Annotated in this window: 42 protein-coding genes; 17 read left to right on the top strand and 25 right to left on the bottom strand. The window is 58.1% G+C overall.

All coding sequences use genetic code 11. The features are described 5' to 3' along the window. Positions 1-2 precede the first annotated feature (2 nt). The 5 genes from J3P90_RS09630 to J3P90_RS09610 are packed head-to-tail and all read right to left on the bottom strand — an operon-like array spanning position 3 to position 5,018. Positions 3-710 carry a hypothetical protein gene (locus J3P90_RS09630; protein ID WP_434676218.1) on the bottom strand — a complete coding sequence of 236 codons (708 nt, stop codon included), beginning with the start codon at positions 708-710 and terminating at the stop codon, positions 3-5. Positions 711-748: 38 nt separating this feature from the next. After that, entirely contained in the window at positions 749-1,837 is a 1,089-nt protein-coding gene (locus J3P90_RS09625) for a minor capsid protein (protein ID WP_434676217.1), read from the bottom strand. After that, positions 1,812-3,269, bottom strand: coding sequence for a DUF4055 domain-containing protein (locus J3P90_RS09620; protein ID WP_434676216.1), 1,458 nt, complete (start codon positions 3,267-3,269; stop codon positions 1,812-1,814). Before J3P90_RS09620 ends, J3P90_RS09625 begins: the two co-directional genes overlap by 26 nt. Further along, entirely contained in the window at positions 3,266-4,516 is a 1,251-nt protein-coding gene (locus J3P90_RS09615; RefSeq protein ID WP_434676558.1) for a terminase large subunit domain-containing protein, read from the bottom strand. The genes J3P90_RS09620 and J3P90_RS09615 overlap by 4 nt, the downstream gene beginning before the upstream one ends. Continuing rightward, entirely contained in the window at positions 4,497-5,018 is a 522-nt protein-coding gene (locus J3P90_RS09610; protein WP_434676215.1) for an HGGxSTG domain-containing protein, read from the bottom strand. Before J3P90_RS09610 ends, J3P90_RS09615 begins: the two co-directional genes overlap by 20 nt. Before the next feature lie 138 nt (positions 5,019-5,156). Between J3P90_RS09610 and J3P90_RS09605 the strand changes: the two genes are divergently transcribed. Next, positions 5,157-5,360: a hypothetical protein gene (locus tag J3P90_RS09605; RefSeq protein WP_434676214.1), complete on the top strand. Its 204-nt coding sequence runs from the start codon at positions 5,157-5,159 to the stop codon at positions 5,358-5,360. A gap of 32 nt (positions 5,361-5,392) precedes the next feature. Here J3P90_RS09605 and J3P90_RS09600 read toward each other — a convergent pair whose 3' ends face one another. From J3P90_RS09600 to J3P90_RS09580, 5 genes are read right to left on the bottom strand one after another with little or no spacing between them, the layout of a single operon-like run. Further along, on the bottom strand, positions 5,393-5,698 hold the full coding sequence (locus tag J3P90_RS09600) for a hypothetical protein (RefSeq protein WP_434676213.1): 306 nt from the start codon (positions 5,696-5,698) through the stop codon (positions 5,393-5,395). Next, on the bottom strand, positions 5,699-5,887 hold the full coding sequence (locus J3P90_RS09595) for a hypothetical protein (protein WP_434676212.1): 189 nt from the start codon (positions 5,885-5,887) through the stop codon (positions 5,699-5,701). Continuing rightward, entirely contained in the window at positions 5,887-6,117 is a 231-nt protein-coding gene (locus tag J3P90_RS09590; RefSeq protein ID WP_033901764.1) for an Acb2/Tad1 domain-containing protein, read from the bottom strand. The genes J3P90_RS09595 and J3P90_RS09590 overlap by 1 nt, the downstream gene beginning before the upstream one ends. Before the next feature lie 59 nt (positions 6,118-6,176). Continuing rightward, a complete protein-coding gene (locus tag J3P90_RS09585; RefSeq protein ID WP_434676211.1) occupies positions 6,177-6,449 on the bottom strand; it encodes a hypothetical protein in 273 nt (90 codons plus the stop codon). 1 nt (position 6,450) lies between these two features. Next, positions 6,451-6,774 (bottom strand): peptidase M48, Ste24p, encoded by a 324-nt coding sequence (locus J3P90_RS09580; protein WP_434676210.1) that lies wholly within the window; start codon positions 6,772-6,774, stop codon positions 6,451-6,453. Between the two features lie 416 nt (positions 6,775-7,190). On the opposite strand from J3P90_RS09580, the gene J3P90_RS09575 reads away from it, so the two are divergent. After that, on the top strand, positions 7,191-7,637 hold the full coding sequence (locus J3P90_RS09575) for a hypothetical protein (RefSeq protein ID WP_434676209.1): 447 nt from the start codon (positions 7,191-7,193) through the stop codon (positions 7,635-7,637). A gap of 76 nt (positions 7,638-7,713) precedes the next feature. Here J3P90_RS09575 and J3P90_RS09570 read toward each other — a convergent pair whose 3' ends face one another. From J3P90_RS09570 to J3P90_RS09500, 15 genes are all read right to left on the bottom strand, one after another. Then, positions 7,714-8,076 (bottom strand): GIY-YIG nuclease family protein, encoded by a 363-nt coding sequence (locus J3P90_RS09570; protein WP_434676208.1) that lies wholly within the window; start codon positions 8,074-8,076, stop codon positions 7,714-7,716. Positions 8,077-8,348: 272 nt separating this feature from the next. Continuing rightward, positions 8,349-8,894, bottom strand: a complete 546-nt coding sequence (locus J3P90_RS09565; RefSeq protein ID WP_434676207.1) for a hypothetical protein — start codon at positions 8,892-8,894, stop codon at positions 8,349-8,351. Next, positions 8,891-9,484 carry a recombination protein NinG gene (locus J3P90_RS09560; protein WP_434676206.1) on the bottom strand — a complete coding sequence of 198 codons (594 nt, stop codon included), beginning with the start codon at positions 9,482-9,484 and terminating at the stop codon, positions 8,891-8,893. Before J3P90_RS09560 ends, J3P90_RS09565 begins: the two co-directional genes overlap by 4 nt. Beyond that, entirely contained in the window at positions 9,484-9,900 is a 417-nt protein-coding gene (locus tag J3P90_RS09555; protein ID WP_434676205.1) for a recombination protein NinB, read from the bottom strand. Before J3P90_RS09555 ends, J3P90_RS09560 begins: the two co-directional genes overlap by 1 nt. Next, complete coding sequence (locus J3P90_RS09550) at positions 9,897-10,547, bottom strand: hypothetical protein (RefSeq protein WP_434676204.1); 651 nt, start codon at positions 10,545-10,547, stop codon at positions 9,897-9,899. The genes J3P90_RS09555 and J3P90_RS09550 overlap by 4 nt, the downstream gene beginning before the upstream one ends. Beyond that, positions 10,544-10,813 (bottom strand): hypothetical protein, encoded by a 270-nt coding sequence (locus tag J3P90_RS09545; RefSeq protein WP_434676203.1) that lies wholly within the window; start codon positions 10,811-10,813, stop codon positions 10,544-10,546. The genes J3P90_RS09550 and J3P90_RS09545 overlap by 4 nt, the downstream gene beginning before the upstream one ends. Continuing rightward, positions 10,810-11,049: a hypothetical protein gene (locus J3P90_RS09540; protein ID WP_434676202.1), complete on the bottom strand. Its 240-nt coding sequence runs from the start codon at positions 11,047-11,049 to the stop codon at positions 10,810-10,812. Before J3P90_RS09540 ends, J3P90_RS09545 begins: the two co-directional genes overlap by 4 nt. Then, positions 11,046-11,234: a DUF1382 family protein gene (locus tag J3P90_RS09535; protein WP_434676201.1), complete on the bottom strand. Its 189-nt coding sequence runs from the start codon at positions 11,232-11,234 to the stop codon at positions 11,046-11,048. The genes J3P90_RS09540 and J3P90_RS09535 overlap by 4 nt, the downstream gene beginning before the upstream one ends. Then, positions 11,231-11,407, bottom strand: coding sequence for a DUF1382 family protein (locus tag J3P90_RS09530; protein ID WP_242209157.1), 177 nt, complete (start codon positions 11,405-11,407; stop codon positions 11,231-11,233). The genes J3P90_RS09535 and J3P90_RS09530 overlap by 4 nt, the downstream gene beginning before the upstream one ends. Further along, a complete protein-coding gene (locus J3P90_RS09525) occupies positions 11,407-12,219 on the bottom strand; it encodes an ATP-binding protein (protein WP_434676200.1) in 813 nt (270 codons plus the stop codon). The genes J3P90_RS09530 and J3P90_RS09525 overlap by 1 nt, the downstream gene beginning before the upstream one ends. Next, the gene (locus tag J3P90_RS09520; protein ID WP_434676199.1) at positions 12,209-12,994 is read right to left on the bottom strand and encodes a YdaU family protein; all 786 of its coding nucleotides are present in this window, start codon (positions 12,992-12,994) and stop codon (positions 12,209-12,211) included. The genes J3P90_RS09525 and J3P90_RS09520 overlap by 11 nt, the downstream gene beginning before the upstream one ends. Then, entirely contained in the window at positions 12,991-13,749 is a 759-nt protein-coding gene (locus tag J3P90_RS09515; protein ID WP_434676198.1) for a phage antirepressor KilAC domain-containing protein, read from the bottom strand. The genes J3P90_RS09520 and J3P90_RS09515 overlap by 4 nt, the downstream gene beginning before the upstream one ends. 86 nt (positions 13,750-13,835) lie before the next feature. After that, entirely contained in the window at positions 13,836-14,078 is a 243-nt protein-coding gene (locus tag J3P90_RS09510; protein WP_434676197.1) for a hypothetical protein, read from the bottom strand. Positions 14,079-14,096: 18 nt separating this feature from the next. Continuing rightward, positions 14,097-14,291 carry a hypothetical protein gene (locus J3P90_RS09505; RefSeq protein ID WP_028236758.1) on the bottom strand — a complete coding sequence of 65 codons (195 nt, stop codon included), beginning with the start codon at positions 14,289-14,291 and terminating at the stop codon, positions 14,097-14,099. A gap of 29 nt (positions 14,292-14,320) precedes the next feature. Next, positions 14,321-14,530 carry a transcriptional regulator gene (locus J3P90_RS09500; RefSeq protein WP_123587636.1) on the bottom strand — a complete coding sequence of 70 codons (210 nt, stop codon included), beginning with the start codon at positions 14,528-14,530 and terminating at the stop codon, positions 14,321-14,323. Here J3P90_RS09500 and J3P90_RS09495 point away from each other — a divergent pair. The 15 genes from J3P90_RS09495 to J3P90_RS09425 all read left to right on the top strand — a co-directional run bounded on the left by J3P90_RS09495 (position 14,529) and on the right by J3P90_RS09425 (position 22,555). After that, positions 14,529-15,398, top strand: a complete 870-nt coding sequence (locus J3P90_RS09495; RefSeq protein ID WP_434676196.1) for an XRE family transcriptional regulator — start codon at positions 14,529-14,531, stop codon at positions 15,396-15,398. The two genes, J3P90_RS09500 and J3P90_RS09495, sit on opposite strands and share 2 nt — an antisense overlap. Before the next feature lie 21 nt (positions 15,399-15,419). Then, positions 15,420-16,010: a hypothetical protein gene (locus J3P90_RS09490; protein ID WP_434676195.1), complete on the top strand. Its 591-nt coding sequence runs from the start codon at positions 15,420-15,422 to the stop codon at positions 16,008-16,010. A 433-nt stretch (positions 16,011-16,443) separates the two neighbouring features. After that, on the top strand, positions 16,444-16,692 hold the full coding sequence (locus tag J3P90_RS09485) for a hypothetical protein (protein ID WP_434676194.1): 249 nt from the start codon (positions 16,444-16,446) through the stop codon (positions 16,690-16,692). 81 nt (positions 16,693-16,773) lie between these two features. Beyond that, positions 16,774-17,019, top strand: coding sequence for a hypothetical protein (locus J3P90_RS09480; RefSeq protein WP_434676193.1), 246 nt, complete (start codon positions 16,774-16,776; stop codon positions 17,017-17,019). A gap of 495 nt (positions 17,020-17,514) precedes the next feature. Next, entirely contained in the window at positions 17,515-17,967 is a 453-nt protein-coding gene (locus J3P90_RS09475) for a hypothetical protein (protein WP_434676192.1), read from the top strand. 21 nt (positions 17,968-17,988) lie between these two features. Continuing rightward, positions 17,989-18,249, top strand: coding sequence for a hypothetical protein (locus J3P90_RS09470; protein ID WP_434676191.1), 261 nt, complete (start codon positions 17,989-17,991; stop codon positions 18,247-18,249). Then, positions 18,246-18,665, top strand: coding sequence for a hypothetical protein (locus J3P90_RS09465; protein ID WP_434676190.1), 420 nt, complete (start codon positions 18,246-18,248; stop codon positions 18,663-18,665). The genes J3P90_RS09470 and J3P90_RS09465 overlap by 4 nt, the downstream gene beginning before the upstream one ends. Then, positions 18,662-18,877, top strand: coding sequence for a hypothetical protein (locus tag J3P90_RS09460; protein ID WP_434676189.1), 216 nt, complete (start codon positions 18,662-18,664; stop codon positions 18,875-18,877). Before J3P90_RS09465 ends, J3P90_RS09460 begins: the two co-directional genes overlap by 4 nt. Further along, complete coding sequence (locus tag J3P90_RS09455) at positions 18,874-19,077, top strand: hypothetical protein (protein ID WP_434676188.1); 204 nt, start codon at positions 18,874-18,876, stop codon at positions 19,075-19,077. The genes J3P90_RS09460 and J3P90_RS09455 overlap by 4 nt, the downstream gene beginning before the upstream one ends. Then, complete coding sequence (locus J3P90_RS09450) at positions 19,074-19,649, top strand: hypothetical protein (RefSeq protein WP_434676187.1); 576 nt, start codon at positions 19,074-19,076, stop codon at positions 19,647-19,649. Before J3P90_RS09455 ends, J3P90_RS09450 begins: the two co-directional genes overlap by 4 nt. Positions 19,650-19,922: 273 nt before the next feature. After that, on the top strand, positions 19,923-20,651 hold the full coding sequence (locus J3P90_RS09445; RefSeq protein WP_434676557.1) for a hypothetical protein: 729 nt from the start codon (positions 19,923-19,925) through the stop codon (positions 20,649-20,651). Then, positions 20,648-21,211: a siphovirus Gp157 family protein gene (locus J3P90_RS09440; protein WP_434676186.1), complete on the top strand. Its 564-nt coding sequence runs from the start codon at positions 20,648-20,650 to the stop codon at positions 21,209-21,211. The genes J3P90_RS09445 and J3P90_RS09440 overlap by 4 nt, the downstream gene beginning before the upstream one ends. Positions 21,212-21,219: 8 nt before the next feature. Then, on the top strand, positions 21,220-21,732 hold the full coding sequence (ssb, locus tag J3P90_RS09435) for a single-stranded DNA-binding protein (protein ID WP_434676185.1): 513 nt from the start codon (positions 21,220-21,222) through the stop codon (positions 21,730-21,732). A 1-nt stretch (position 21,733) separates the two neighbouring features. Continuing rightward, positions 21,734-22,090 (top strand): hypothetical protein, encoded by a 357-nt coding sequence (locus tag J3P90_RS09430; RefSeq protein ID WP_434676184.1) that lies wholly within the window; start codon positions 21,734-21,736, stop codon positions 22,088-22,090. Positions 22,091-22,174: 84 nt separating this feature from the next. Continuing rightward, positions 22,175-22,555, top strand: coding sequence for a hypothetical protein (locus tag J3P90_RS09425; protein WP_434676183.1), 381 nt, complete (start codon positions 22,175-22,177; stop codon positions 22,553-22,555). Positions 22,556-22,812: the final 257 nt, after the last annotated feature.

Below are 22,812 nucleotides of genomic sequence, written 5' to 3'. Positions count from 1 at the left end.
CCTTAAGAAAGAGGGAGATCAGGGAACTTGCTGGCGATTGCCGCAGTGCGTTCCGTTTTATTGCCGCCGATATTGCCTTTTGCGGCCCCGCCGCCTTTCCCAGCACCCGCAGCCCCGCCGCCAGATGCCTTGCTACCCGCGATCAGTGGCGCAAAGGCCACATCGTTTGCGAATTCTGCTTTCAGCTCATCCAGCGTTGCCGCCGAGAGCTTGCCCTGCTGATCGAGAACGACCACGACAGGCTTCCCGTCCCGCTGCTCGACGCTCAACCGGCGCTCGATGTGCGGCAACAGGGCTTTGGCGCTGCCTGGGATTGCCAGGGCAGACGCAATATCAGTTGCGGTACGGCCTACTGTCAGATCCCGGATCTGAGTAGTCAGCGTGCCGCGCTCCTGCTCCAGCATTGCGCTCAGCTCGGCCTCGCGCTTGCTGTACTTCTCGGACCAGGACTTTTCGAGCTCTTCGACGTTGCCCGACTTGCGGGCGGCCTCTTCGCGCTCGGTACGAGCCAGCTCCTCGGCCTCACGGGCTTTCTTTTCCGCCGCCTTCTTTTCATCCAGCAGCTCCTGGACTTTCGACTTCAGACCGGAAACGTCTTCCTGTTGTGGCAGCCCCTCGATGCCGAGGATGAACTTGCCGTCCTTCTCGGTGTAAAGCTCGCGCACGGACTCATCGACACCTTCCAGGCTGTCCAGTTGGAATTTCAGCATTTGTTGTCTCCCAGAGACGTTGGTGCAGGCCCTGCCTGCTATTGAATGCCTGCTCGCTCGAAAGCCAAAGGCTCCAAGGCCTTCATCTCTACAAGCGTCAGTGGTTTGAAATTTCGATCAAGTTGCAGTTGTGAAAACCGCTCAACGCTCAGGCCGCCGTTTCGGAACAGCTCGCCGCGCGCCTTCCCTATCGCTCGATTCTGGAACGCTGCCGGTTGCAGTTTGAGCCAGTGGTAGTAATCGAGATCAGCGCTGACCTGCCCTGCGCCTTCCGGCCCAACCGAAGCCCTTGTGGCCCCCTTAGCAAACATCTCGCTCAAGCGCGTCACCAGTACAAAGGTGGTCCTACAGTTCGGGTGGAAGGGCGGCCTTGGGCCCGAATCAACCGGAAACACCCGCTTATCCAGCGTCCGGCAAATCTGGCTTGTCTTGCTGTCCAGCGTGGCGATCAGTTGAACCCCAGTTACGACATCGGCGTTCGCCTTTGCCGTCTCCATCCGCGCCTGGCTGGCAACGTGCTGGATTGCTGTGCGAACCACAGTTGCCGCGTTGCGATCCGTTGCAGCCAGGATGCCGTCGTTGTAGCCCAGCGCCTTGGTACCGCGAATGTTTTGCAGAATCTGGAAGTTGGTCTGCCCCTCGAAGAAGCCTTGCCGAATGGCGCCCACCACCCGCTCGCGCTCGGCAGATGTCCAGTCCTTTATGAAGGGCTTGAGAAGCTTCCCGCCGGCGGGGCCGCGAATGCTGAGCGGGTTATTCAGCACAGCCGCACGAATAGCCGTGACAGTCGGCACAGCGGCCTCAAAACTGACGCCTACCGGCACGGCCTTGGTCAGGCTCGTTGCCTCAAACTGGGCCTCATAGTTCGCCAGGTCGATGAGGTCCAGATCGAGCTGTTCAGTGAACCGAGTGAAGATGCCCAGCAGCAGGCTATCGACCTCCTCCAGCAGCTTTTCCAGCCGCTTGCGCGTGAATCCGGAAAGGTCTGATCTTGTCAGGCGCTCACGCAATGAGCGGTCGATCTCCTTAAGGAAGGGGGCGAACTTCTTCACCTCCCCCGCTTTCAGTTGCTCCAGAAAGACAGCATTGCGGACGGTGGCGTCAAATAGTGCTTGGTTTGCCGCCATTGCCTTCGCCCTCATCATCCAGGCCTAACCCGGCCGTGCTTTCCTCAAGCTCGCCACGGATATCGTCGTCTGTTTTCTCCGGGTCAATAACGCCGCGATCCCGCAGGTATTGCCAGAAGTCCGAAGCCGGCAGCCTGCCGCCCTGTACAGCGTTGAAAAGCGCCGCGAGAAGGGCAGCATCAAGGCTGACCTGACTGAAGTCCTGATTGAGCTTGTAGAGCGTTTCGCCAACGGCGCCTACGTATTCAGCCATCCAGGCCAGACACTGGCTGTAGCCCTCGCTGACGTTGCTGACCACAAGGGAAAGCACGCTGTGTTCGGCTGCGCTGTCGTTGTCCGCCTGCGTTGCGGTCTTCACCGCGCTGCCGCGCTCAATCAACCTAGCGCCGAGCGAGACCATGTCCTCCTTCTTCGCGTCCATGGCCTCCTTGGCTACGGTGTTGGGCTGGGCTTGCCAAACACCACACGAACCATTTACGGGGAGTATCCAGGGCGCGCGAGAGCCAAGGAATACGCCCTGGCTCTCCATGTGGTCGCGCCATTGCTCATCAAGGCCCGCCATCCACGGCTGAGGCTGGCCGACTAGGTAGGCCGCCTCCTCGTAATCGGCGCTGTTTCGGTAATGCCCGATGTTGACCTCGGCCATGTCATACAGCGGCGCGTCGTCAATACTGGTGTCGTTGTTCTCACTTCCGAGAAACTGGAAAGGGATCACCCGCCATGGAAGTCCTCCACCATTCAAGGGCGCGAATGGCGAAACGGACATTTCGGCTTTGCTGCTGGTTTCCTTCCACATCTCTTGGGTGTAAATGCCAGCCGCATCGAGGCGCAGAACGCGGTACTGCACGATCTGTTCGCTGCCGAATCCATCTTCAGTGTCAACGTCCACTTCCTCGCGCAGCACCACCAGGCTCAGCAAGTGCTGACCACCTACCTGTCGAGTCTTCCAGTTGATGATGGCCTCAGCCGGATAGCTGACCACACTTGCCCTGGCGCGCCCGGACAGTTCATCAGCCCTGCTGACCGTGCCAGGCTCAACGGCGGCATAGTCCACCAGCAGCCCGTGACGACCCGCCTCAAGCAGGTGCCCTATGACCGATTGCGACTGCTGATAGATGCTCACGCCCTGACCGTCGATGTCCTTGGACACGTAATCCAGCGCCGCCGGAACTGTCAGGGTCGGCCAGGTGCGGAACACCGCGCCGACCAGGCTGTGTTTCGTGCGCCCAGTGGCGTTGTAGAACACTGCACGCTTCTTATATGCCTCGTAGCGGTCCTTATTGTCCTGGCTCTTGTCTGAGGCGTTTGGCCGTGGCAGGTAATAATCGCCAGCAGCCTTGATCGTTTCTGACCCCTTGCAGACGTCCCTCACCAGCCGCCAGCGGTATCGCGCCGCCAAGTATTCAGGACGGGTAAAAGTGACGTCCGTCATCGGGCGACTCCCATTTTCATTGTGGTGACCGGTTTGACGATCGGGAACAGGTGAGCCAGCGGATAACCGGCAGCGTCCAGTACGTGGTCAATCCCGCTCGATTTATCTGGCATGCCGTTCTTGTCATAGGCTTGCTGCTCAAGCCCGTCAGTCAGGTGTGGGCATCGATGCGTGTTGACCTTCAGCCGTCGCTCGCCCTTTCCGTTGAGAATCAGCGCGTTTACAGCGTTCACCCGGTCGGCAATGGCTGGGTTGGTCGAGTTGACCCGAACCGACAGCCCGGCCTGGCGAATGATGCTCAAGTCCGACTCGCTGGCATTCTTGCTGCTGGAGTTCTGGCCGGATGCGTCGGGGAATACCTGAACGGCGTGGCCTTTGAGCTTGTATCGCTCGTTGTAAATCTCGACCATCTGCGGCGTATCACGACCATCGACGATTTCATCCACCGCCACGGGCCAGCCATCACGCATGACGTAAACGACTGCACTCATCTTCAGCCGGTTGAAGTCCATCCCGATCAGAACGGGCTCACCGGCTTGAAGGGTGGCGTCAGAGTGATTAAGCGTCCTGCTGAAATCTGGATAAACGCTCCCAGACGTCAGGTTCGTGAATCGACCCTCAATGTAGGCGTCGATCAGCGCAGCCGGATAGCTGTCTCGTAGCGTCTGCACATAGTCGTCGGGCAGAAAGGGGTTTGTGTATGTCGCGGCCTGGATCATCACGTAGCCAGGCTTCGGGTTCCGACCCCAGGTGTCATAGACGAACTGGAACCCTTCGGGCGTTGTATAGGCAGATACGCGGTTGAACGGCTTATCAACGCCTTCGGGCTGCTGCCTGTTCCGCGCGATGATCTTGCGCCAGGCCATGGCCGCCTGAGTCTTCTTGAGCGTATCGATCTCATCGACGTGTGCCCGGTAAGACTCGTAACCGATGATGCGGGCCGGGTTCTCCAGCGTCCGCAGCACGAAGTCGCCGCAATTGGGCGAACTGGTGTAGATGATGTTCTCTTGCTTGTTGTACTTGTAGCGGATGCCCATGTCCGTCAGCTTCTCCTCCATGCGCGGAGCAAGGATGAGGCGCACCAGGTCATAGGTGGGCTCGTACAGGGCGATCAACGCGCTGGACGATGCAAGGGCGTCCCTCAGCGCGCAATTGGCAAGGGTTTCAGTCTTCCCCGTACCAAACCCGCCAACGAACGCAGGGTATTTGTCAGTGAGCTGATAGAAGTCAGCCTGGGGCTGCGTCATTTGCACCCGGAGCGTTCGTCCTTCCACCAACCACCTCGATTTCGATTCTGGTCACCGGTGGCAACTCAACAGGATTGGTCTTCAACAGCTCGGCGCGGGTCCGCTCCAGGCTTTCAATGCGAGCAGTCAGACGATCGATCAGACTGGAATAGTCCCTCACCTTGCTGGTGGTCGTTGTTCCGCCGTTCTCGCCTGTCTCAAGCTTTTCGCTGTCGATCTCCAGTTCATTGCCGAATTCGTTCTCGCGGTTCAGGGCGCGCATCAATCGAATGCGGGTCAACCTCAACTCGTCATCAACCCGACCCAGCTCAATGGTGGACAGGATGGCGTTCTCGTCATCGGTAAGGAACTGGCTGTAGATGGATCCGGGCTTAGCGGCGTGCTTGTTGGCCTTGTTGGCCTTCGACGCACCACCACCGTGTAACTTGCACCGCGAGGAACCCGGAACAGCGTGTCGCTTGCATGGTTCCCCTGAGCGCGTTTTAGCGCCACATAGGGCCATGGGCTTGCCTCATTCATGGGGTGTTTTCGCGGAACGATTCATTCAACGTCGTTCGAACGTCATTCTATGGCCGTTCGGCTTGAAATAATGGCGGATTGCCGGTATTGGTAAGGTTCAACTCAACGGAAGGAAAGCAACATGTCCGAAATCGCCAAGAACGTCCTTGAAGCATCACCAAACAAGACCTCTGAGGAAATACTTCGGAAGCATGCTGTCGCTGCAGCGCTGGAAGTTATCGCGGCGCGCGCACCAGCAATGACGTCAACAGGTCAGCTCGAACACGAAATGAGTAGGCTTTCCAAGTACGCCGACCAGATCCAAGAAGCACTAAAAGCGAAGTGATCCGCCCGTGCCGCACTCACCTGCGGCACACCTCACTTAAACCAGCCAGTCGCCTCTGTACCGCATCCACGGCAGTACACAGCGCCATTGGCCTGCTTGCCCCGGCGCATGATGAAGAAGTCGTCGGAGCCGCAATTGCACTGATAGCCCTCATCACCTTCGGAGGGTCCATAGGGCCACTTGAACACGCCCCGGTGCGAACTACAGGCCGGACACTCCAGATTTCTCTGGCCCGCCGGCGCAACCGCCACCCACTCATGCTTGCAATGGGTGCAGATGGCCTCACCGGCTGAGTGCGGAGCGTCAGGCCGCTTGAGGTCGAGCACCTTGACGGTCATTCAGGTCACCATGATGTGCGTCTGTGCGTGAGCGTGCCCGTGTAGCTCAGCGACGATAAGGCCCTGGGGAAGTCCAGCAGCCCGAGCAGCGTCCACCGCCTTGGCGATAGCGACATCCAGATCGGTCAGGGCCTTGTTGATGTCATGGCTCATAGGGAGAGCGTGGCGAAGGCGGGTTACGTTACTCATCAGCTGAACGGATCGGCAGGCTTGGCAATGGAGCGCACAAACCACATGAAGCCCTGCTGCAGGTTGGTTTTCGCCAGCGCCAGCAAGCGCGGATCAACGCCTTCAATCTGGCCGATCTGCTTGAACAGCTCACCGGTGTCTGCTTCAAGGGCCTTGATCGAATTCATGCCGTCGATTTCTGACTGGCTCAGGTCGCGATAGCCGGTGATCTTCTTATGCTGGTTATCCATGCTGCTCTCCTCGTCGCGTGTTGCGACACAATTTGCTGATACGCGAAACGTGTCGCGCTCTATTGCTTGATCTCGAACACATGGCCACGTCGGGCCCAGGCGTAGGCCACCATCCCGGCATGGAGCATCACGCCGAACGGGTTGACCCAATGGCCTTGCATCGAGGTGACGAACGATCCGAACGCGCCAATGGCAACCAGGTAGAACGCAACGCTCAGTAGAGGCTGGTCGATCGGGCGAACCCGGCGCAGGTAATCGCATGCAGCCAGGGCGACGACGATGCACAAGGCCGCATCAATCACTCCCAGCGCAGATACAAGAATGCTGTTCATGTCAGGCACCTCGCGCCGTTACGAACGCACCCATTGCTGCCTTGATGGCTGGGATGATGTTCATCGCCGTCAGGCCGAGCACGAATGCCACGCCACACAACAAGTCATCATTCACAGCAAGGTCGAGCTTGGGGGCAAGCCATAACGTCACTGGTTGCGTCAGGTAGACCGAAAATCCGAAGCCAGTAGCTACAGCGGTTGCTGCCTGGCCCCGGGTAAGGTCTTTCAGAAAACCAAGGGACAGGATGGAACCGATGAAAGCAGCCATGACCACGCCGTACTTCACCAGCAATACGCTGGCGGCAGTGCTCGTTGGTTCTGCCATTGGTTTCTCCGTGGGATAAAAAAGGCCGGTGTGATCGGCCAAACGCTGGGGAGCAGCGGCGAAGTTGAATCAGCTCCAGCAGCACTCCCAGCTCAGAGCAATGGGTGTGGTGGAGCCGAAAACGAAAGGCCCCGATCAATGTCGAGGCCCTGAATAGGTGCGCAGTCTTTCCCGCTGTCTGCCGCAGACCATCACAGCGTCGACGCCCTATTGCATCGATCTCGCCGCTCAAGTCTCGCGCCACCCGGAAAGCATGTGAGGTCAAGGTGCGCGGGCTGCCGGTGTTATTTCCGTACGCCGTACTGTCCGGCTAATCGGCGTCCAGGTTATCCGTGAGGCCGCCCTGGCTCTGGGCTTGAAAGCTTGTCTGGAGTGCGTGTTATCGTCTTATGTTGTAAATCAACCTGGGCATGACCATGGAAAAGACAAACATTGAACGCTTCGACGAAGTGGCTGCACAGATCCTTGCAGCTCTGTATGAAAAATTTCCGCAACCAACACATATTGACCCCAATGTCATCGGCGCTTTAGACGAAACTCCTACTCGTAACACCGTTGGCGCCGTGTTCTACAGTAAGGAATGGGAAGACCTCAGAGATTTTTCCAACGACACGGCAAAATGGCTTGCAGAAGAAGGATATCTATCTGAGCGACCTGGACGGCATTATTCCAAGTACACCCTTTCCGCTATTGGACTCAAGTCGCTGAAGCATGTAGACCAGCCAGAACTAGGGAGCGACACCTTAGGTGACAAGATCAAAAAAGCCTCAGCCGATGGTGTACGAGCCACCACATCAAAGCTGGTCGAGCAATTCTTTGCCATTGGAGCTCCATTGCTCGCAAAGACAATGGGCGTAGGATGATCGACGCTCAATCCATGAAGCCCGGCGCTTGGCCGGGTTCAGGGTTTCGTGTGCGTTTCGCGTTACTTGTGCACGACTAAATTTTTTCAAGTCCATTGTTGATACGCATTTTCTTGAGCTTGCTCATGGGAAGGCCTTTGGCATCCCAGTGATAGCCTTGCTCGCTCCAGGCGCAGATCAAACCTGTCAGCCCGAGACGTATGCGCTCATCACGATCCCGGGAGAGCCGCTCACACATCAACCTTACCGGCTCCATGTGAAACCATTCCCCGCGCAAGTGATGCTCTTGCAATTCTCGATGCATGGCGGACTCGGCCCGCAAGTTACCGCGGAACACACAGTGCACAATCATCGGCTTTGGCGATCCTACCTGCAAACCGATCATGCGCGAGCTTAGCTCTGTCGCATAACCGATTTTGACGTACGGCTCGCCTTGCATGCCCACCACGTAAACAACGGGCCTACTCTGCCAGGGCGGTGGCGAAGATTTCGGCTTAGGCTGGTGAGCTGTGCAGTAATTCGTTTTCCCGAGAGCATCCTTAAGGCAGCGAGAACGCTGGCAGATGCTTGGAAGGCAGGATGTATCCATGTACGGGACTCTGTGAATCTGGGTCATTGCGAATCTCCAGATCCACCCTGCAATTACATGCTTCCTAAACACACGCACGAATCACAGGATGGACTAATAATGGCTCATTGGCTCAATGCTCGTCAAGCGGCTTGTGTACTAATGAGTCCCTCTGCATCCAACAGGACTTGGGCAGACACCAAAGCCTCATCCACCTCACGCTCCAGCGCCTTGCGAATATCCCGCCTCCACCGCTCCTGGGTCTTGATCGGGTGCGGCTCGTTCGACCAGTTGTCCATCTCGTACCAGCCGGCGGGCAGGACGTTGGTCGACCTCTTCCCATCCACCCCGGGCAGCTTGGGCAATGCCCATGTGACGACGGCGCAGTGAAGGAACCGCTCGGGCGCCGGGGACCGCATGACCTCGGTCAGCTCCGCGATTGCTGCGTGTTTGCGCTCGGTGTGCGTCGAGAACTTCGCAACCAGCACCCGCCAGTGCGCCGCTGACAGCGTCTTATGCAGCCTGCCAAACACCCAGCAGTCAGTCAGGAACGCGGCTTCCTTGCCGACAATCTCCCCCTTCTGCTTGGCGCATTGCACCTTGGGCTCGAAGTCGCAGCCGCCGGCGGAGTTTATGGTCTCGGCGGCCAGAGCCCGAACCACTGCTGAAACAACGTTGCGATAGGTCATGCTGCAGCCCTCTTCAGTTCGCGGGTCTTGGCCCGGTATTCGGCCTTGATGGCCTTCAAGTCATCGACGGTGTACTTGCGCACGCTCTGGTCAGCCTCTAGGGCGTCTACCGCCTCCTGGCCGATTCGCGCGATCAGGCCGATCCGGTAATCCACGGCGTTACCCGAGAGGAACCGGTTATCCTGCTTGCTCTGGGCGTGGCAGTTGCGTTCGTCGAAGCGCAGGTGCGGCGCGGAGCCGACGCTGCGGTAATGCCCTGCATCTACCGCGTTGCCGCTCCAGTCCAATGGCTTGCCGCTGGATATGCAGAGGTGGCCGGCAACCTGATCACGGGCGCGGATGTATGCATTGAAGGCTTGCTGGGCCTCGCGCATGTGGTCGCCACGGGTTTTGAGCTTTTCCTTGCGGACCTTGATGTCACGGCGCTCGCGCTGGGCGAACGACTTGCGCTGCTTCTCCTGTCGCTGGCGGATTATCACCACTGCACAGTCAGGCGAGCACCAGGTTTGAAATGGCTGAGCTGGGACGAATGAGGCCCTGCACTCTGCGACTCGGCACTTCTTGGCGCGGGGTTGTTTGGCTGCGAGCATCAGTAACGCCCCTCCCATAAATCCTTCTGCGTCCAGCGAACACCGTGCTCGGCGCCAAATGCCTCGATCCACTCCAGAAGGCTTGCGCACTGCTTCACGGTCAACTTCGAGGTCCGTTCGTAGATCACGTCGAACCCGTGGCCGTCGACCGCTGGAATCATCTGCGGCTGATCGCCAGCCTCGCGCAGCCATGCAGCAGTGAGCAGACGCTTCCAGACGAGCACGTCCCACTTGCGGCCGGCGTGTTCCACCTGGTTGGCGATGTCGGTCAGCGAGGCGTGGAGCTTCTTGTTCTGCTCACCGCTGCGGTCCAGATCCTTGATGATGATTTTCTTGGGCTTGGTGAAGTCTGTGCCGTCGAGCACGCCACGGAGGCGGCTGGTGTCGTCGCGGCTGCGCATAACTATCTCAGTCATGACTGCTCTCCCTGGGCCATGGCGGCGTCGATCGCGCTGTCCACGTTGTCTTTGCTGAACTTCACGCCGGTAAACCAAATCGGCGTGCTCAGGTAGAACTGATGAATGGACTCGCTTTTATCGCGCAGCCAGCGGTACCGATCCGCATCCTTGCTCAGAAGCTCCGACCCTTTCTGCGCGGTTTCGGCCAGCCCACGCAGCGCCTCGTTCTCAGCCTTCAGCTCAGCATTCACCTGCTCGTAGGCTTGGTAGCCGGTCTTGAGTCCGGCGTTTTCGGCGCGGAGCTCGTCGCGCTCAGCGAGCAGGTTGATGGCCGCTTGGGCGGTGCCTCCCCGGATCTCCAGCTCGATCAATTGCTTGTTTTCGGTGTTCAGCCGCTCGTTCTCAGCGATCAGGGCCAGGACGCCCTCACGCGCCGCAACCATGAACTTTGCAAAGTCGACCGTGCAGGTCTCGACGTATGTAGGCCCATCGTATTGCTCGTCATCAATTTCGAACGGGGCGCCATAGACGCAATAGAACCCAGTTGATCCGCCACCCAGCGATTCGCCTGATGGGCCATTGAAAAACGGTTCAGTGTTGCTGTCCCAATCGAGGTCGGCGGGGAAAGCCTCGGCCAGCCGTTTCAGTTCGTCGTACTGGCTCATGACTTCACCTTCAGGCCGGCGGCTTCGATGGCTACCCTGGTATGAGCGACCCCTTCGAGAAATCCCTGCACAAGCATGTGCTCTCGATTCAGTCCGTCTGCATCCGGCAGCTCAATCACCAGCGCTTCCCGGGATGCCTGCCAGGCGCTCCAGCAGTGGGCCAGTGTGAAGCCGCAGTATTCGCCGTCGTTGAACTGACCCAGATCTGTCTCAGGCCATTTCGAAATGACCCACGCTTCAAACTCTTCACGCATCTTGTCGGTCATGTCCGCACTCCCTTCGGCTCGATCCTGGCAAGGCGCTCGCGCAGGCTGTTGATCTCGTCCTGATACTGGTCGACCAGGGTCGTCAGGTCGTTGAAGTTGACCCAGTGTCCATGCTTGTCTGGGACGCCGATAACGCTGCCCTTCTCATCTTCGCCACCGCGCCAGAAGTTGAAGCGCGGCAAATCGTGGGCTTTGTCCCAGAGGTCGAAGCCTTCACGCGTTTTGATATCTCTCATACCCGCTTCTCCTGCGCTTCCGCGATATACGCCAACCGCTCCAACCGCTGGGCAGCCTGGCCGGCAAGGTTCACGGCGTCGGCCTCGTCGATCACTGGGATGCACACGAAGTTGATCCCGTGCTTGACCAAGGTGTTGGCTACCTCAAGGGCTTGGCGTAGCTGTACTGGGGATGCTCGTTTCATGTCCGTTGCTCCGCTTCCGCTTCCATTTCATCCAGCTTCTGCCAAGCCTTGGCCTTGAGCTCTTCGAACTCTTTGGCGTCTGCCACGGGCATTGGCACGAACAGCACGCCGTGCTTGGCGAATGTCTCTGCCAGGATCAGAACGGCGCGAAGGTCTTTCACATTGGCTCGCATCAAAAACCCTCCTTTCCGCGCTGTGATTCCCACTCGAACGGGATCACGATCACGCCGCCCTCTCTGAGGCGATCTGCGCAACGATCGCCGATTGCCGTAGCCAAGGCCTTCGCATCCAGGTTGGAAACGATGACGGTGGGCCGTAGCTCCTCGTACCGGCCGTTGATGATGGCGAACAGGGTTGTCAGCTCGAAGTCGCTCGGCTTCTCCTTGCTCACTCCGATCTCGTCCAGGATCAGAAGCGATGGACTGATCAGGCTCGACAGGATCTGGCTTTCGCTTTTCTCGCTGGCGTTGTCGTAGGTGGCGCGGATGGCGTGGAGCACAGAGCCGACCGTGCGGTACACGGCTGTTGCGGTGGTGGTCGCCATGATTTCGTTGGCGATTGCCACGGCCAGGTGCGTCTTGCCGGTACCGGGCTTGCCCAGCAGCAACAGGCACCGGCCGCTCTCGGCAATTTCCACGAACTCGGCGGCGTACCGGCGGCAAGTGTTCAGGGCCTTGCGCTGTTCGGCGGTCTTGGCGACGTACTGGTCAAAGGTCTTGCCGGCGAACCGTTTGGGGATCAGGGCTGCCCCGAGCTTTTCGGCCATGCGGATGCGCAGCGCGGTCGTCTCCTGGATCTGGCGGCGAGCCTCTTCCTCCTCGGCGCGGATGCGGCTGCATTCCGGGCAGCCAGAGCGCAGGTCACGGCCCAGGACCGAATAGACCTTCTGCTCGTACTCCCCATGGGTTTCGCAGGTGGCTGGCTGGATACGAGTTCCTGGCGGGTAGGCCGGCGCTGGGATGGCGACAACGTTCTCAGAAGGCATAGGTTCCATCCTCCCGACGAATCAGGCCTGCGGTGTAGTCGCGGTCAGCGAAACCGGTGTGGCGGGATGCGGGGAACGGATGGACGTTGGTGGCGGGCTTTACCTCATCCTCCCAGCGCTTGCCGTTGAGCCAGGTGGTAGGCATCGGGATGTATTTCCCGCCGTCCTTGAGCCAGTCAGCCGACACGACCTGCGCGGCCAGACCGCCGGCAATCATGGCAAACAGGTCTTCAGTGACCTTGAGTTTCGCCCAGGCTTTCTGAGCCTTGGCTTTGTCCTGCTTGCGCGGGTAGAGCGACCAGAACTTCGGGAACAGGTCATCCCTCGCAGGGGGTAAGGGGGTTTTGCTCTTATCTGTATCTGTATCTGTATCTGTATGGTTGGCGTTTCGTTGCAACGGATCGTCAACGGTCGTTGAGGCTTCGTTGGAATTCTGTTGTTTTTGGAGTGCTTTTTTGCGTGCAGAGGCCTTTCCTGCGTTTGAGGCGGTCTGCACCTTGCTGTTTACTGCCTCCAAATCCGACTCAACGCGGAACTGAATCCAATGCGTTTCGGTGATGTGGAAGAACTCACTCAACGTATCGGCAACGGAAGGCCAACGGTCGTTGGGAACGCGTGCGATGGTGGATAGGCGATCGATGCGCAACGGCTTGCCGGTCTGCCAGTAGCTGAACAGCAGCAGCATGTAGGCACCATGCTCTTCCGTGGTCAGGTGAGAAGTGTCGGCCAGATAGTCGGCGACGTAGAACTGCATGTACGGAAGCGCGGCCATCATTCGACCCCCTTGAGATTGTGCTGAGCCCACAGGCCGGCAATCCAGTTGACGCCCTTGGGGGTGAATTTGGATTGGTTGTAGGCGTGACCGCTATCACTGGTACCGGCGCGGACTTCAAAGCGCCCTGCTTCGATATGGCCCTGATAGGCCTGCCACTCGCCGCCCATCCGGTACATGATTTTTCGGTCGAGGAGGAATTCACGGAACCGCCATTCATTGGCCTTGAGCAGCTTCGCAACCTGGCGGAAACCTTTGAGGCCTGTCGATTCGACATAGCGCTCCACAAAGGCGATCTTCGGCGCGGCCTCAATCAGGGCCTGATTGGCTGCCTGCTGGAGTTCGAATTGCTCGGCCCAGGCGCGGGCAGCGGCTGCTGGGTTGGAGAAGTCTGGAAGGGTCGCGAGTACCCTGGGGCGGACCTGCTCCTCGAGCTCCGTCCACCGCCGGACAACCGCCCTTCGCATCTTTGCGCTGTAACCAGTCAACAGGGTCTCGGTCAGCTCCTTGTCTAGCAGGTACTCGGTCTGCTCCCGATTCATGCTATCCAAATAGATGCGAGCAAAATTGCTCACATCTTCTTCAAGCTCAGAAGCCATGGCCTGTATGTCCCGCTTGACGTCTGGGTGACGCTTGCCGGTCAGTTCAGAAATTTCTCGCGAAGACATGGTGGGATTGGTACGCGACACGTTTTTCGAATCACGAAAATGTGTCGCGGGATTTTTGAGGGCCTGTACATCGTAGTTAGAGGTATGCATAATCCGCCTCACAGATGCTTTTGATGTATGCAGTAGAAGAAACCACCGGGCCTGGTGGTTTTTTTTCGCCTGCGGTTTGGGTATCGCTATTCAAGGGCTTCATCAGGGCCTCCCTTTTCCGGGCCTATTAAGTCCTTCGGCGGATCACGCCGTGTTACCGGCAGATTCCGAAGCTTTCCGGAACCCTTTGGCCTGGTCTTCTCGAAGAATCGCTCCGCTCCAAGCTTTGCGGCGTACTCGTCAGGCGTTACGCCTGCCGCTTTCGCCAGTCGTTCAAGCTTTTCGTAAAGCCTTCCCTCGATCCCATGGCAGATCGTGGTTTCAGGCACAGGGCCTCCTGTAGGCCTTCAGGCCATGTGGCGTTCATCGGTAACATCGCTCTCGACGATGCTTTCCAGCTTCTCCTCGACGCACATGCGCACGAATACCGCGAGCTGAAGCTTGTGCAGGCGGGCCACGGCCTTTAAGGCCTCATAGGTTTCATCGTCGTAGCGGGACTTGATCTCCCGGTCTTTCAAGTGGCGCGTGTCGTCGTATGCCATTGGTGAGGCTCCTTGGTTGTTCGAAGGGGTTATGCAGCTTGTTGAGGAATGCTTGGGCGAAGGTCGCGAGCTTTGATGGCGCCGTTGGTGACGATCTCAGCCCGCATAGCGACCTCGGCAGCACAGCCGTGCAGCCCGCGAACCCAACCGCTGACCGTGCCCTGCTTTACGCCGAGAGCTGCCGCCGTAGCGTTCTGCGAGCCGAAATGCTCGACCAACTTTTCAAAGGGATTGTTCATGATTCTCCGCCCATATAAAGGGATACCTTTATCTTATGGCAAAGGTATACCTTTTTGCAAGTTCAAAGGCCAACCTTTAAATTGGCCCGCTATGGAACTTAAAGACCGTCTCAAATACGCACGCAAAAAAGCTGGCCTTACTCAGGTCGAGCTGGCCGAGCGCGCCGGCCTAAAACAGGCATCGATTTCCGAAATTGAACGAGGGCTTACGCGATCAAGCGGGCACCTGGTGAAGCTCGCGCAAATCTGTGGCGTTAATCCTGTCTGGCTTTCGGAAGGAACCCAGTTCCCCAACGATCAATGGAATATCACGGTTGGTACGAAGCAACCGATGCTGGTAATCGCAGATGCCGGCCAGGTTCTAGAATCGAACATGGAGCTGTTGGGTGAACTGTCCAGCTGGGAAGACGGAGACCCCTTAGAAGAGGACGATTGCGAGGTTCCCTATTATGCCGAGGTCGAATTTTCCGGCGGGGCCGGGATGACCGAAGTAGTTGAGGTTGCTGACCGGAAGCTGAGGTTCAGCAACGCAACGCTCCGGGCTGCTGGCGTTGACTGCAAGAGCGCTGCGTGCGCCAGGGTAAAAGGAAAAAGCATGGAGCGCCTGATACTGGACGGCGCCGCTATCGGTTTCGACACCCAAGACACGTCGATCATTGATGGCGAGATATACGCCTTCAATCACGGCGGAATGCTCCGAGTGAAGTATTTGCATCGACTGCCGGCTGGCGCTGTCAGGATTCGCAGCGAGAACGCTGAGGAATATCCTGATGAGGTTATGAGCGCTGAACAGTTTAGAGACGAAGTCAGAATGCTAGGACGTGTATTTTGGTGGTCTACCGTGAGGCGGTCGCCGAAGCGAAAGTAATCTCATATTAAGGACGAAAGAATGACCAGATCGGGCGTGGCACTTTTGGGCTTGCTGGCGTTAAGCGCTGGCGCTCAGGCTGCAAGCAAGCCGCAAAAAGAGGCTCAATGGACTCAGGAGCCGAGCAGCTTCCTTGGGATCAACTTCACCAGCAATATCGTCAACGATTTGCCCTCCTGCGCTCCTGGCGTTATCGGTTTCCAGCAGAAAGCGCTTTGCTACGAAAAGCCCTTTCAGGGGCTTTACGGCATCGAAGGGAAGCCACAAATCGGCCTCTCCTATAACTACAGCCTTCACGCCAAGGTTCGCGACGGGGGCATCGAGTACTTTTACCTAACTGCGAACGTAAATGATTTTGAAAAGCTGGCCCAGCTGTTCATCACGAAGTATGGAGAGCCCTCCAAACGCACCAGTGAAACAATCAAGACCAAGGGCGGCGCCTCATTCACCAACGAGCGACTCTCCTGGTCTGGGCGGAATACCACCATCTTGGTAGAAAAATATGCTGGTGATATCAACACTAGCGCGGCGTCACTGACAAACAAGGCGCTGGAGCAGAAGTCGGCAAACGAGCGAAACCAGAAGCTCAGCGAAGGCGCATCGAAGCTGTAGCCTCTCCTTTCGAAAAGATAGACCTGCCTTTGGCAGGTTTTTTATTGTCCGAGAAAAAATAAAGGTAAACCTGTTGACTCAAAATAAAGGCTACCCTATATTTCACCCATCGAGACGCCACAGCGACTCGCCAGGGCCTCAACAGACCCGCCGCTCTTTAACAACCTGAAGACGTAGACCCAGGCGCCGAGTGAATCCGGCCATTGAGTTCTGGGAACAGTACGCAAGACAGCATGCTTCCTTGCCCGACGTGTCGGCTCGCAGGTTTGCTGAGGAATACCAAATTCAACTGCTGCGCCCGGCATGCCGACGCAGCGGTCAGTAAAGACATTAGATTCAAGCCGGTGACCGACGCCAGTAGCGGGTCACGGCGCCACAGATTTACTGATGCCGCTTCTATGAGGCGGCATTGGAAATCAACGGAGTTACAGCGATGAGCATGATCGAGGTAAGTAGAGACCATTTTTTCCAGGCAGTAGGCGGGCCGGAAAACATCCACCCCACTCCTTGGCCTGAGTTCTCGGAATGGAAAAACCTGAACACCCACGCAACTGTCGGCAGGTCGGAGCCTGGTTATCTGAACAGCTTTGGCACTCCCAAGCGGTATTGGCTGGAAGAGTCTTTCGCCAGCCGCAAGCCGTTCACCGTCAAGGCCGGCCAGCAAGACCTGTTCGCAGCATGACGGACCTTTTCACAGATGGCCCCCTGCTGTTTCAGGTCGGCCATCTGGCTTTACAAATGCCTCTCACACCCCGGGAGGTATTTGAAAGCCAAACAAACCGAGGGCAAGACGATGCAAATCGAGATCGAGCTGGCCGAGCCAGCTACGCCAAACCCAGCAATCGCGGGATGGCTTCTGGTTGCGGATGAGGCTGAGCGGGCCGGGCTGACGTTCGCGGCCAATATGTACCGACGGACCGCCCGCAGCATTGAGATCAAGCAGGAGACAGGCGTCGCTGTCTGCGCCTGCTGCTTCAAACCTTTCGGCCAAGGCACTTTGCACCACTGAACAACCAGCGCCACGACAGCCCTGTCGTTAACTGCCCGATCCTCTCTATGGAGAGCGCATCGGGGTGTGATCTGAACCGCCAGCAGATATTAAGGCGCTGGCAACTAGCCGAAAAGCGAGGGTTCGCAACCTCGGGAAGAACGCGAGACCACGACCAGGCAGTGAGAAATCACCGGAGCGTGGCTTGAGGGGGCGCACTCGGAGGCGCAAAGCGGGGCTTGCCTTCCGCGCAGATCACACCCCGATGCGGACGAAACTGCGGCCTATAACCGCCCACCTGCATCACCGGCGAATAGCTCAACCCGCATTGCGCAGGGTCAGCGCCAACCTGGTATTGGCGAGCTACCTTGATCTGGCACAAGCGCCGTGACAGCCGGGAAAGACCGGCACCCTCCCCCGACCAATCCCGCATGCACATGACACCGCGCCCCACGGCAACCAGCGGAAGGATCGTGTGCAGCCGGAATTTGTTGGATCAACCAGATGGAGAGAGTCATGAGCAAACAAGACGGAGGCCCTGCCTTCCCGGTCGCGGACTACGACCACATGGTTTTTCAGCCGTCGACAGTCGCCGAAACGAAGCGTGATCTGTCCGGCATGAGCCTGCGTGACTACTTCGCGGCCAAGGCCATGCCGCTCGCATGGAAGGCTGCGGAGGATGGTTATTTCGATTCCGGCGAAGACAGCATCAATGCAAATGTCGCCGCCTGCGCGTATCAGATGGCAGATGCAATGGTTTCCGCTCGTTCTTCAGGGGCCATGAGCGAAAAAATGGAAATGCCGAATCCTACCGATGAAGAACTGGCTTCGCCTGAATTTGAGGCGATCTGGCAGCTCATCAAGAGCTGGGATGTGAATGTGCCGACTCATTATGAAGGTTACTGCAGCGCCAACGGATCGCACGTGAAAATGATCCTGGACGCCATTGCCTCCTCAAAGTCCACTTAACCCTAGCCACTGGAGGCGATCATGGCCGTCACGACTGAACAGGCCGAGGTGTTCCGTGGCGGTGGCCGCCGATGGTTCAGCCTCCGGGCCGCATGCCGCGCCGAAGCCGCCGCCCTACTCCGCAAGCATTGTGATTGCGACTACTGCGACCACGAAGGCTGGGGCCGCGAGCATTTGCCCTGCCGCCTGCACCACCCCGACCGCTACCCCCGAATCATCAAGCGCCTCACCGACGGCTATGTGCGCCGCTACCGAGCGCTTAACCAGAGGACAAAGCCATGAACGCCGCACTGAAGATTTGTCAGGAGCGCTACGACAATGCGTCTCCAGATGACGACTCGGCCCGAGATGAAGCGATCAGCCGCTGGGTTGAGGATAACGCCGAACACTTGGTCAGGGGGGGCGATGTGATGTTTAGGCCTCGTTTCGGCCCGCCTCGCGGGGTTACTCAAGGCCGGTTCGTAGAAAAGCTCTGCGACCACCTACGGTCACTTCAGGAGGCGCAAGAGGATGATCTCGGCGAACTTGCGCTTCTGGTGCTGGAGGTCGAGAACGGCGGACCAGCCAAAACCCATGCCCGAAACGTTGCAGGGGTTAGCGACAACCCCCGCGGCAAGCTCTACGAGATTGCGGAATCGCTGCTCGAGCCCTATGCCGATGACGCCCTGATCGCCCAGGCAGAGGACAACGAACTGTGAAAAATCCACTCGCAACATCCCGCCTGGATCTGGAAATCGCAAAAATGGCCCGGTCCTGTACGCCAATCCCTGACCGCACCTACGTCATGGGCATGATCGAAATGGCCGAGTTCGCCGAGTTAATCCCGCGCCATGAAGCAAACACATACCGCGACAGGCTGGACTTGAAGTTCTGCGAGCGCAACGACCACCTTAAGAGGGTTTCGGCATGACCACTCCCATCGTTAAAACGCTGATCGACGAGCAAATCGAAGAGCTGCCCGCCGACCGGATGATCCTGGCCTTCACCCACGAAAAGTGGCTGGGCGCCCTGTCGCTGGCTCATGACGCTGGTATCCCGAACGTGCATGCCTGGAGTGGTCGGGCCTGCCTGTGTGGTGAATGGACCGTTGCTTACGAGGTGAAGGCATGAACATCGATTGGAGCAAGGCGCCCCCGCATGCAACGCACTGGTGCCCAGGTAACGCCAAGATGGAAGCCGGCTGGATCTACAACCCTGGCGGAAATGGCGGTGAGTTCTACAGCTGCTATGCCGACAAAGGGCTGGAGCACATTCCAGAGTTTCCAGGGTGGCAGAAATTGAGGCTTGTTCCGCGCCCATCCAAAACCGCATGGGACGGCGAAGGCCTGCCGCCTGTTGGGACGGTTTGTGAGGTTTTATGGTCCAGCACCACTAACGACTACGTTTGTTGCCTGGTGATTGCGCACGACGAGGGTAGAGCCGTGTATCGCTTTACTTCTGGCTCGCGCAAGGGCGAGTACGGCGCTGACGATACTAGCGATCCTTTTGATGTTCCGACATTCCGACCTATCCGCACGCCCGAGCAGATAGCGGCGGATAATCGCCTGCATGAAATTCGAAATGCGCTCTCGGCCATAAACTCCAAAGTGCATTTCCCGAATGACCTGGTGGGCGGAAACATTCTCGCCGCCGCTGTCGCGGCAATGATCGACGCCGGCTACCGCAAGCCGGTGACGCCATGAAAGCCCTCGCCTGGATCTTCGCCTCCGCCATGCTCATCACCATGCTGGCCTACACCGTAGTACAGGAGCGCTCCAAGGCTTGCTCGGTCACTCAGATATCGCAGGTGCTTCGGTGACTGCCCGCCAGCAGTATCGGCGCCGAGCCCTTCGATGGATCTCGGCCATCGTTGGCCTGACCTTCTACACCATCGTGTTCCTCGGCCCCGCGCTCGGCGGCCTGATCACTCAATAACCCTTCCACAGCGCCCCTCTTCGGTGGCGCGGAGAACAGTCATGTCCGATAAAAACATGCAAATCTGGAATCGGGTTGAAAAGACCGATACCAGATTCACCAAAGACGCCAAGGTCGGCGGACAGCAAATCACCAGCCTGAACGGCACGGCCATGATCATGAAGGCCACCGAGGTTTTCGGTCCTGTTGGCATTGGTTTCGGCTGGAAAGTGACGGAGGAGCGATTCGACAAGGGCGCCGAGATGTTCGTCGGCGAAGGCGACAAGCGCGCCAGCCTGGGCTTCGAGCTGAACCACACGGTGAAAATCCTGTTCTGGTTCAAGATCGACGGCGAACGCGGCGAGCTGGAGCAGTACGGCTGCACGCCCTACCTCTACAAATCGAAGTTCGGCACCACCACGGACGGCGAGGCGCCGAAAAAGTCCCTCACCGACGCAATCAAAAAGTCCCTTTCGATGCTCGGTTTCAGCGCTGACGTGTTCCTGGGTATGTTCGACGATCGCGATTACGTCCAGCAGCGCCAGGAAGAGGAAGCGATTGAGCAGGCCATAGACAAGGATGCCGAAATCGCCAAGCAGCAGCAGGATCGTCTCGACTACATCAAGTCGGTCATTGAAAACCTGCGAAACGCTCAAACACCGCATGAGCGCAAAAAGATTCATGACGTGGCGGTTCTTCAGCTCACGCGGCGAAAGGACGAGAAAGGCGCCGCCCGGATTTCCCTCGAATGGAAAAAGCTATCTGAACCGAAGCAGGAGGACGCAGCGTGACTCAACTCTACGCACTTACCGGCAAGCTGGCCGAGCTTCAAGGCATGACTGACACCGACGATGAGGGGCTGAAAGAGGCCCTGCAGAACGCCATGAATGAAATCCAAGGCGAATTCGAGGTGAAGGCCGACAACATCGTCATGCTGCGCCGGAACATCGAAAGCGACGTAACCGCGATTGAAAACGAGATCGAGCGGCTGGCCGAGCTCAAGCGCATCAAGACTAACAGCGTGGCACAGATCAGCGATTACCTTCGCCGGAACATGGAGGCCTCCGGCCTCAAGTCGATCAAGCGCCCGCTGTTTACCATCACCCTGGCCCTGGGCAAGGAGAAGGTGATCGTCGACAAGGAGGACGAGCTCCCCGAGGACTATGTCGTCCCCAAAACCACCTTCGCACCAGACAAGGCTGCCATTGCGGCCAAGCTCAAGGAAATTCGTGATCACAACGAAGCTGTGCGCAAGCGCATGGCCGCCGGCGAAGACGCCGAGCATGAGCTACTGCCCGAACCCACCTGGGCCCACCTTGAGCGCGGTGACAGCGCCATTCGTATCAAATAGGAGGCCCCATGGCCCGTGGAATAAACAAAGTCATCCTGGTCGGTACTTGCGGACAGGATCCAGAGGTCCGCTACCTGCCGAATGGCAACGCCGTGACCAACCTGAGCCTGGCGACCAGCGAGCAATGGACCGACAAGCAGACGGGCCAGAAGGTCGAAAAGACCGAATGGCACCGCGTCGTCCTGTTCGGGAAAGTGGCCGAGATTGCCGGCGAATACGTCACCAAAGGCACCCAGGTCTACATCGAGGGCAAGCTGCAAACCCGCGAATGGGAGAGGGACAACATCAAGCGTTACAGCACCGAGGTGCACGTCGATATGCGCGGCACGATGCAGCTGCTGGGCTCCCCGGCGCACCGCCAGGCCGGCACGAACGAGCAGCGGCCCACCGGCCAGCGCCAGCAACAGCCGAGGCCGCAGCAATCGGCGCCGCAGAACAGCCAGCAAGGCGCGCCGCCGGACTTCGACAGCTTCGACGACGACATCCCCTTCGCCCCTCATCACCATTTAAACGGTGCCTGATATGGACCAATCAACCGTGGAAGCCGCCAAGCGGCAAAGTGAATTGGAGGCGGCGAAAGCTGCCTTCTTCGCATCTGGCGGGACGGCGCAGCAAATTCCAGCCGGCGTCGGCAAGGACAGCCCGGGCACCGTAACGGTAGCGAAAACACCTTACGGCTACCGGAACATCGAAGCCCAAAAGACCAAGCGTGGTCGCGTCATCACTCAGGAGGAGCGAGACAAGATCGCCGCCGAGCTGATGGAGTGCAAGGCAGCAGGGATGACCCGCAACAAGGCCTGCAAGCACATGGGCATCAGCACGACACTGGCCCGGCGGATCGTAGCGGATTACTCGCTCGACTTCCCGACCAACGCCTGATGCGCAGAATCAGTAGTCGCACCCAACAACGCAAACGACAGACCTGGCTGGCACTGCCGGCCAGTGGAATCGAAGGAGCAGGCCATGGCCGAGGAAGAGAGGCAGCCGACGGCGGAAGCGCTCAAGCAGCGCCGAAAGCGCGAGAAGGCAGCAGAGACGGCTGCAAAGCTGGGCATCGAGAAGTTCACGGTTGAAGTGGCCGGCGTTTTCAAGAAGGACCTTCAGCGGGTCATGAAGGACCACGGCATCAACAACCAGCAGGACGTTCACCAGCGGCTGCTGATGAACCTGATCGCGACCGACTTCGAGACGCAGGCCAAAATGCTGCATATCAAAACAACACCTTTCGTTGTTACAGAAAAGGTGTCGCGACTGATTGAGGCGGCCGGCATGAAGTCGCTCGCCGTCGACCCGCCAGAGCCTGAAGACGAATTTTTCGCCCCAGAAAACTACTCAGGTAAGTGATCGCTTAGCCGAGCAAGAGGCTCTTTAATCGTCCACTTGTCTTCATCCTTCCCTGTCGAAAGAAAGATCTTGTCGTGATAGCTACAGATGTACCTCACACGATCTTCGGTCAGATTGTTGTAACTAGCGATCGCTCGAGTAGATCGGTAGTCCCATCCGTGCTCAGGCCCTGATTGTTCAACCATCCATTTATAGACTCGCTTTGAATCGCGACAGTCTCGGTAACTCGCGTGCCAGTTTTGTACCAAATAGAGCGT

The organism is Pseudomonas sp. D3-10 (assembly GCF_051132175.1).
GTDB lineage: Bacteria > Pseudomonadota > Gammaproteobacteria > Pseudomonadales > Pseudomonadaceae > Aquipseudomonas.
The sequence above is the reverse complement of the archived record's forward strand: the minus strand, read 5'-3'. Positions and strand labels throughout refer to the sequence as shown.

Bases quoted from the DNA above. Each gene is read 5' to 3' on its own strand.
- J3P90_RS09470 (WP_434676191.1), top strand. From the start codon at position 17,989: ATGGCCGTCACGACTGAACAGGCCGAGGTGTTCCGTGGCGGTGGCCGC.
- J3P90_RS09455 (WP_434676188.1), top strand. From the start codon at position 18,874: ATGACCACTCCCATCGTTAAAACGCTGATCGACGAGCAAATCGAAGAG.
- J3P90_RS09605 (WP_434676214.1), top strand. From the start codon at position 5,157: ATGTCCGAAATCGCCAAGAACGTCCTTGAAGCATCACCAAACAAGACC.
- J3P90_RS09525 (WP_434676200.1), bottom strand. From the start codon at position 12,219: ATGCCTTCTGAGAACGTTGTCGCCATCCCAGCGCCGGCCTACCCGCCA.
- J3P90_RS09505 (WP_028236758.1), bottom strand. From the start codon at position 14,291: ATGGCATACGACGACACGCGCCACTTGAAAGACCGGGAGATCAAGTCC.
- J3P90_RS09625 (WP_434676217.1), bottom strand. From the start codon at position 1,837: ATGGCGGCAAACCAAGCACTATTTGACGCCACCGTCCGCAATGCTGTC.
- J3P90_RS09475 (WP_434676192.1), top strand. From the start codon at position 17,515: ATGAGCAAACAAGACGGAGGCCCTGCCTTCCCGGTCGCGGACTACGAC.
- J3P90_RS09550 (WP_434676204.1), bottom strand. From the start codon at position 10,547: ATGAGCCAGTACGACGAACTGAAACGGCTGGCCGAGGCTTTCCCCGCC.
- J3P90_RS09445 (WP_434676557.1), top strand. From the start codon at position 19,923: ATGTCCGATAAAAACATGCAAATCTGGAATCGGGTTGAAAAGACCGAT.
- J3P90_RS09540 (WP_434676202.1), bottom strand. From the start codon at position 11,049: ATGAGAGATATCAAAACGCGTGAAGGCTTCGACCTCTGGGACAAAGCC.
- J3P90_RS09585 (WP_434676211.1), bottom strand. From the start codon at position 6,449: ATGAACAGCATTCTTGTATCTGCGCTGGGAGTGATTGATGCGGCCTTG.
- J3P90_RS09520 (WP_434676199.1), bottom strand. From the start codon at position 12,994: ATGATGGCCGCGCTTCCGTACATGCAGTTCTACGTCGCCGACTATCTG.
- J3P90_RS09595 (WP_434676212.1), bottom strand. From the start codon at position 5,887: ATGAGTAACGTAACCCGCCTTCGCCACGCTCTCCCTATGAGCCATGAC.
- J3P90_RS09615 (WP_434676558.1), bottom strand. From the start codon at position 4,516: ATGACGCAGCCCCAGGCTGACTTCTATCAGCTCACTGACAAATACCCT.
- J3P90_RS09490 (WP_434676195.1), top strand. From the start codon at position 15,420: ATGACCAGATCGGGCGTGGCACTTTTGGGCTTGCTGGCGTTAAGCGCT.
- J3P90_RS09575 (WP_434676209.1), top strand. From the start codon at position 7,191: ATGGAAAAGACAAACATTGAACGCTTCGACGAAGTGGCTGCACAGATC.
- J3P90_RS09630 (WP_434676218.1), bottom strand. From the start codon at position 710: ATGCTGAAATTCCAACTGGACAGCCTGGAAGGTGTCGATGAGTCCGTG.
- J3P90_RS09535 (WP_434676201.1), bottom strand. From the start codon at position 11,234: ATGAAACGAGCATCCCCAGTACAGCTACGCCAAGCCCTTGAGGTAGCC.
- J3P90_RS09530 (WP_242209157.1), bottom strand. From the start codon at position 11,407: ATGCGAGCCAATGTGAAAGACCTTCGCGCCGTTCTGATCCTGGCAGAG.
- J3P90_RS09590 (WP_033901764.1), bottom strand. From the start codon at position 6,117: ATGGATAACCAGCATAAGAAGATCACCGGCTATCGCGACCTGAGCCAG.
- J3P90_RS09570 (WP_434676208.1), bottom strand. From the start codon at position 8,076: ATGCAAGGCGAGCCGTACGTCAAAATCGGTTATGCGACAGAGCTAAGC.
- J3P90_RS09465 (WP_434676190.1), top strand. From the start codon at position 18,246: ATGAACGCCGCACTGAAGATTTGTCAGGAGCGCTACGACAATGCGTCT.
- J3P90_RS09580 (WP_434676210.1), bottom strand. From the start codon at position 6,774: ATGGCAGAACCAACGAGCACTGCCGCCAGCGTATTGCTGGTGAAGTAC.
- J3P90_RS09555 (WP_434676205.1), bottom strand. From the start codon at position 9,900: ATGACTGAGATAGTTATGCGCAGCCGCGACGACACCAGCCGCCTCCGT.
- J3P90_RS09500 (WP_123587636.1), bottom strand. From the start codon at position 14,530: ATGAACAATCCCTTTGAAAAGTTGGTCGAGCATTTCGGCTCGCAGAAC.
- J3P90_RS09610 (WP_434676215.1), bottom strand. From the start codon at position 5,018: ATGGCCCTATGTGGCGCTAAAACGCGCTCAGGGGAACCATGCAAGCGA.
- J3P90_RS09430 (WP_434676184.1), top strand. From the start codon at position 21,734: ATGGACCAATCAACCGTGGAAGCCGCCAAGCGGCAAAGTGAATTGGAG.
- J3P90_RS09485 (WP_434676194.1), top strand. From the start codon at position 16,444: ATGAGCATGATCGAGGTAAGTAGAGACCATTTTTTCCAGGCAGTAGGC.
- ssb (WP_434676185.1), top strand. From the start codon at position 21,220: ATGGCCCGTGGAATAAACAAAGTCATCCTGGTCGGTACTTGCGGACAG.
- J3P90_RS09495 (WP_434676196.1), top strand. From the start codon at position 14,529: ATGATTCTCCGCCCATATAAAGGGATACCTTTATCTTATGGCAAAGGT.
- J3P90_RS09565 (WP_434676207.1), bottom strand. From the start codon at position 8,894: ATGACCTATCGCAACGTTGTTTCAGCAGTGGTTCGGGCTCTGGCCGCC.
- J3P90_RS09450 (WP_434676187.1), top strand. From the start codon at position 19,074: ATGAACATCGATTGGAGCAAGGCGCCCCCGCATGCAACGCACTGGTGC.
- J3P90_RS09600 (WP_434676213.1), bottom strand. From the start codon at position 5,698: ATGACCGTCAAGGTGCTCGACCTCAAGCGGCCTGACGCTCCGCACTCA.
- J3P90_RS09560 (WP_434676206.1), bottom strand. From the start codon at position 9,484: ATGCTCGCAGCCAAACAACCCCGCGCCAAGAAGTGCCGAGTCGCAGAG.
- J3P90_RS09545 (WP_434676203.1), bottom strand. From the start codon at position 10,813: ATGACCGACAAGATGCGTGAAGAGTTTGAAGCGTGGGTCATTTCGAAA.
- J3P90_RS09620 (WP_434676216.1), bottom strand. From the start codon at position 3,269: ATGACGGACGTCACTTTTACCCGTCCTGAATACTTGGCGGCGCGATAC.
- J3P90_RS09515 (WP_434676198.1), bottom strand. From the start codon at position 13,749: ATGCATACCTCTAACTACGATGTACAGGCCCTCAAAAATCCCGCGACA.
- J3P90_RS09425 (WP_434676183.1), top strand. From the start codon at position 22,175: ATGGCCGAGGAAGAGAGGCAGCCGACGGCGGAAGCGCTCAAGCAGCGC.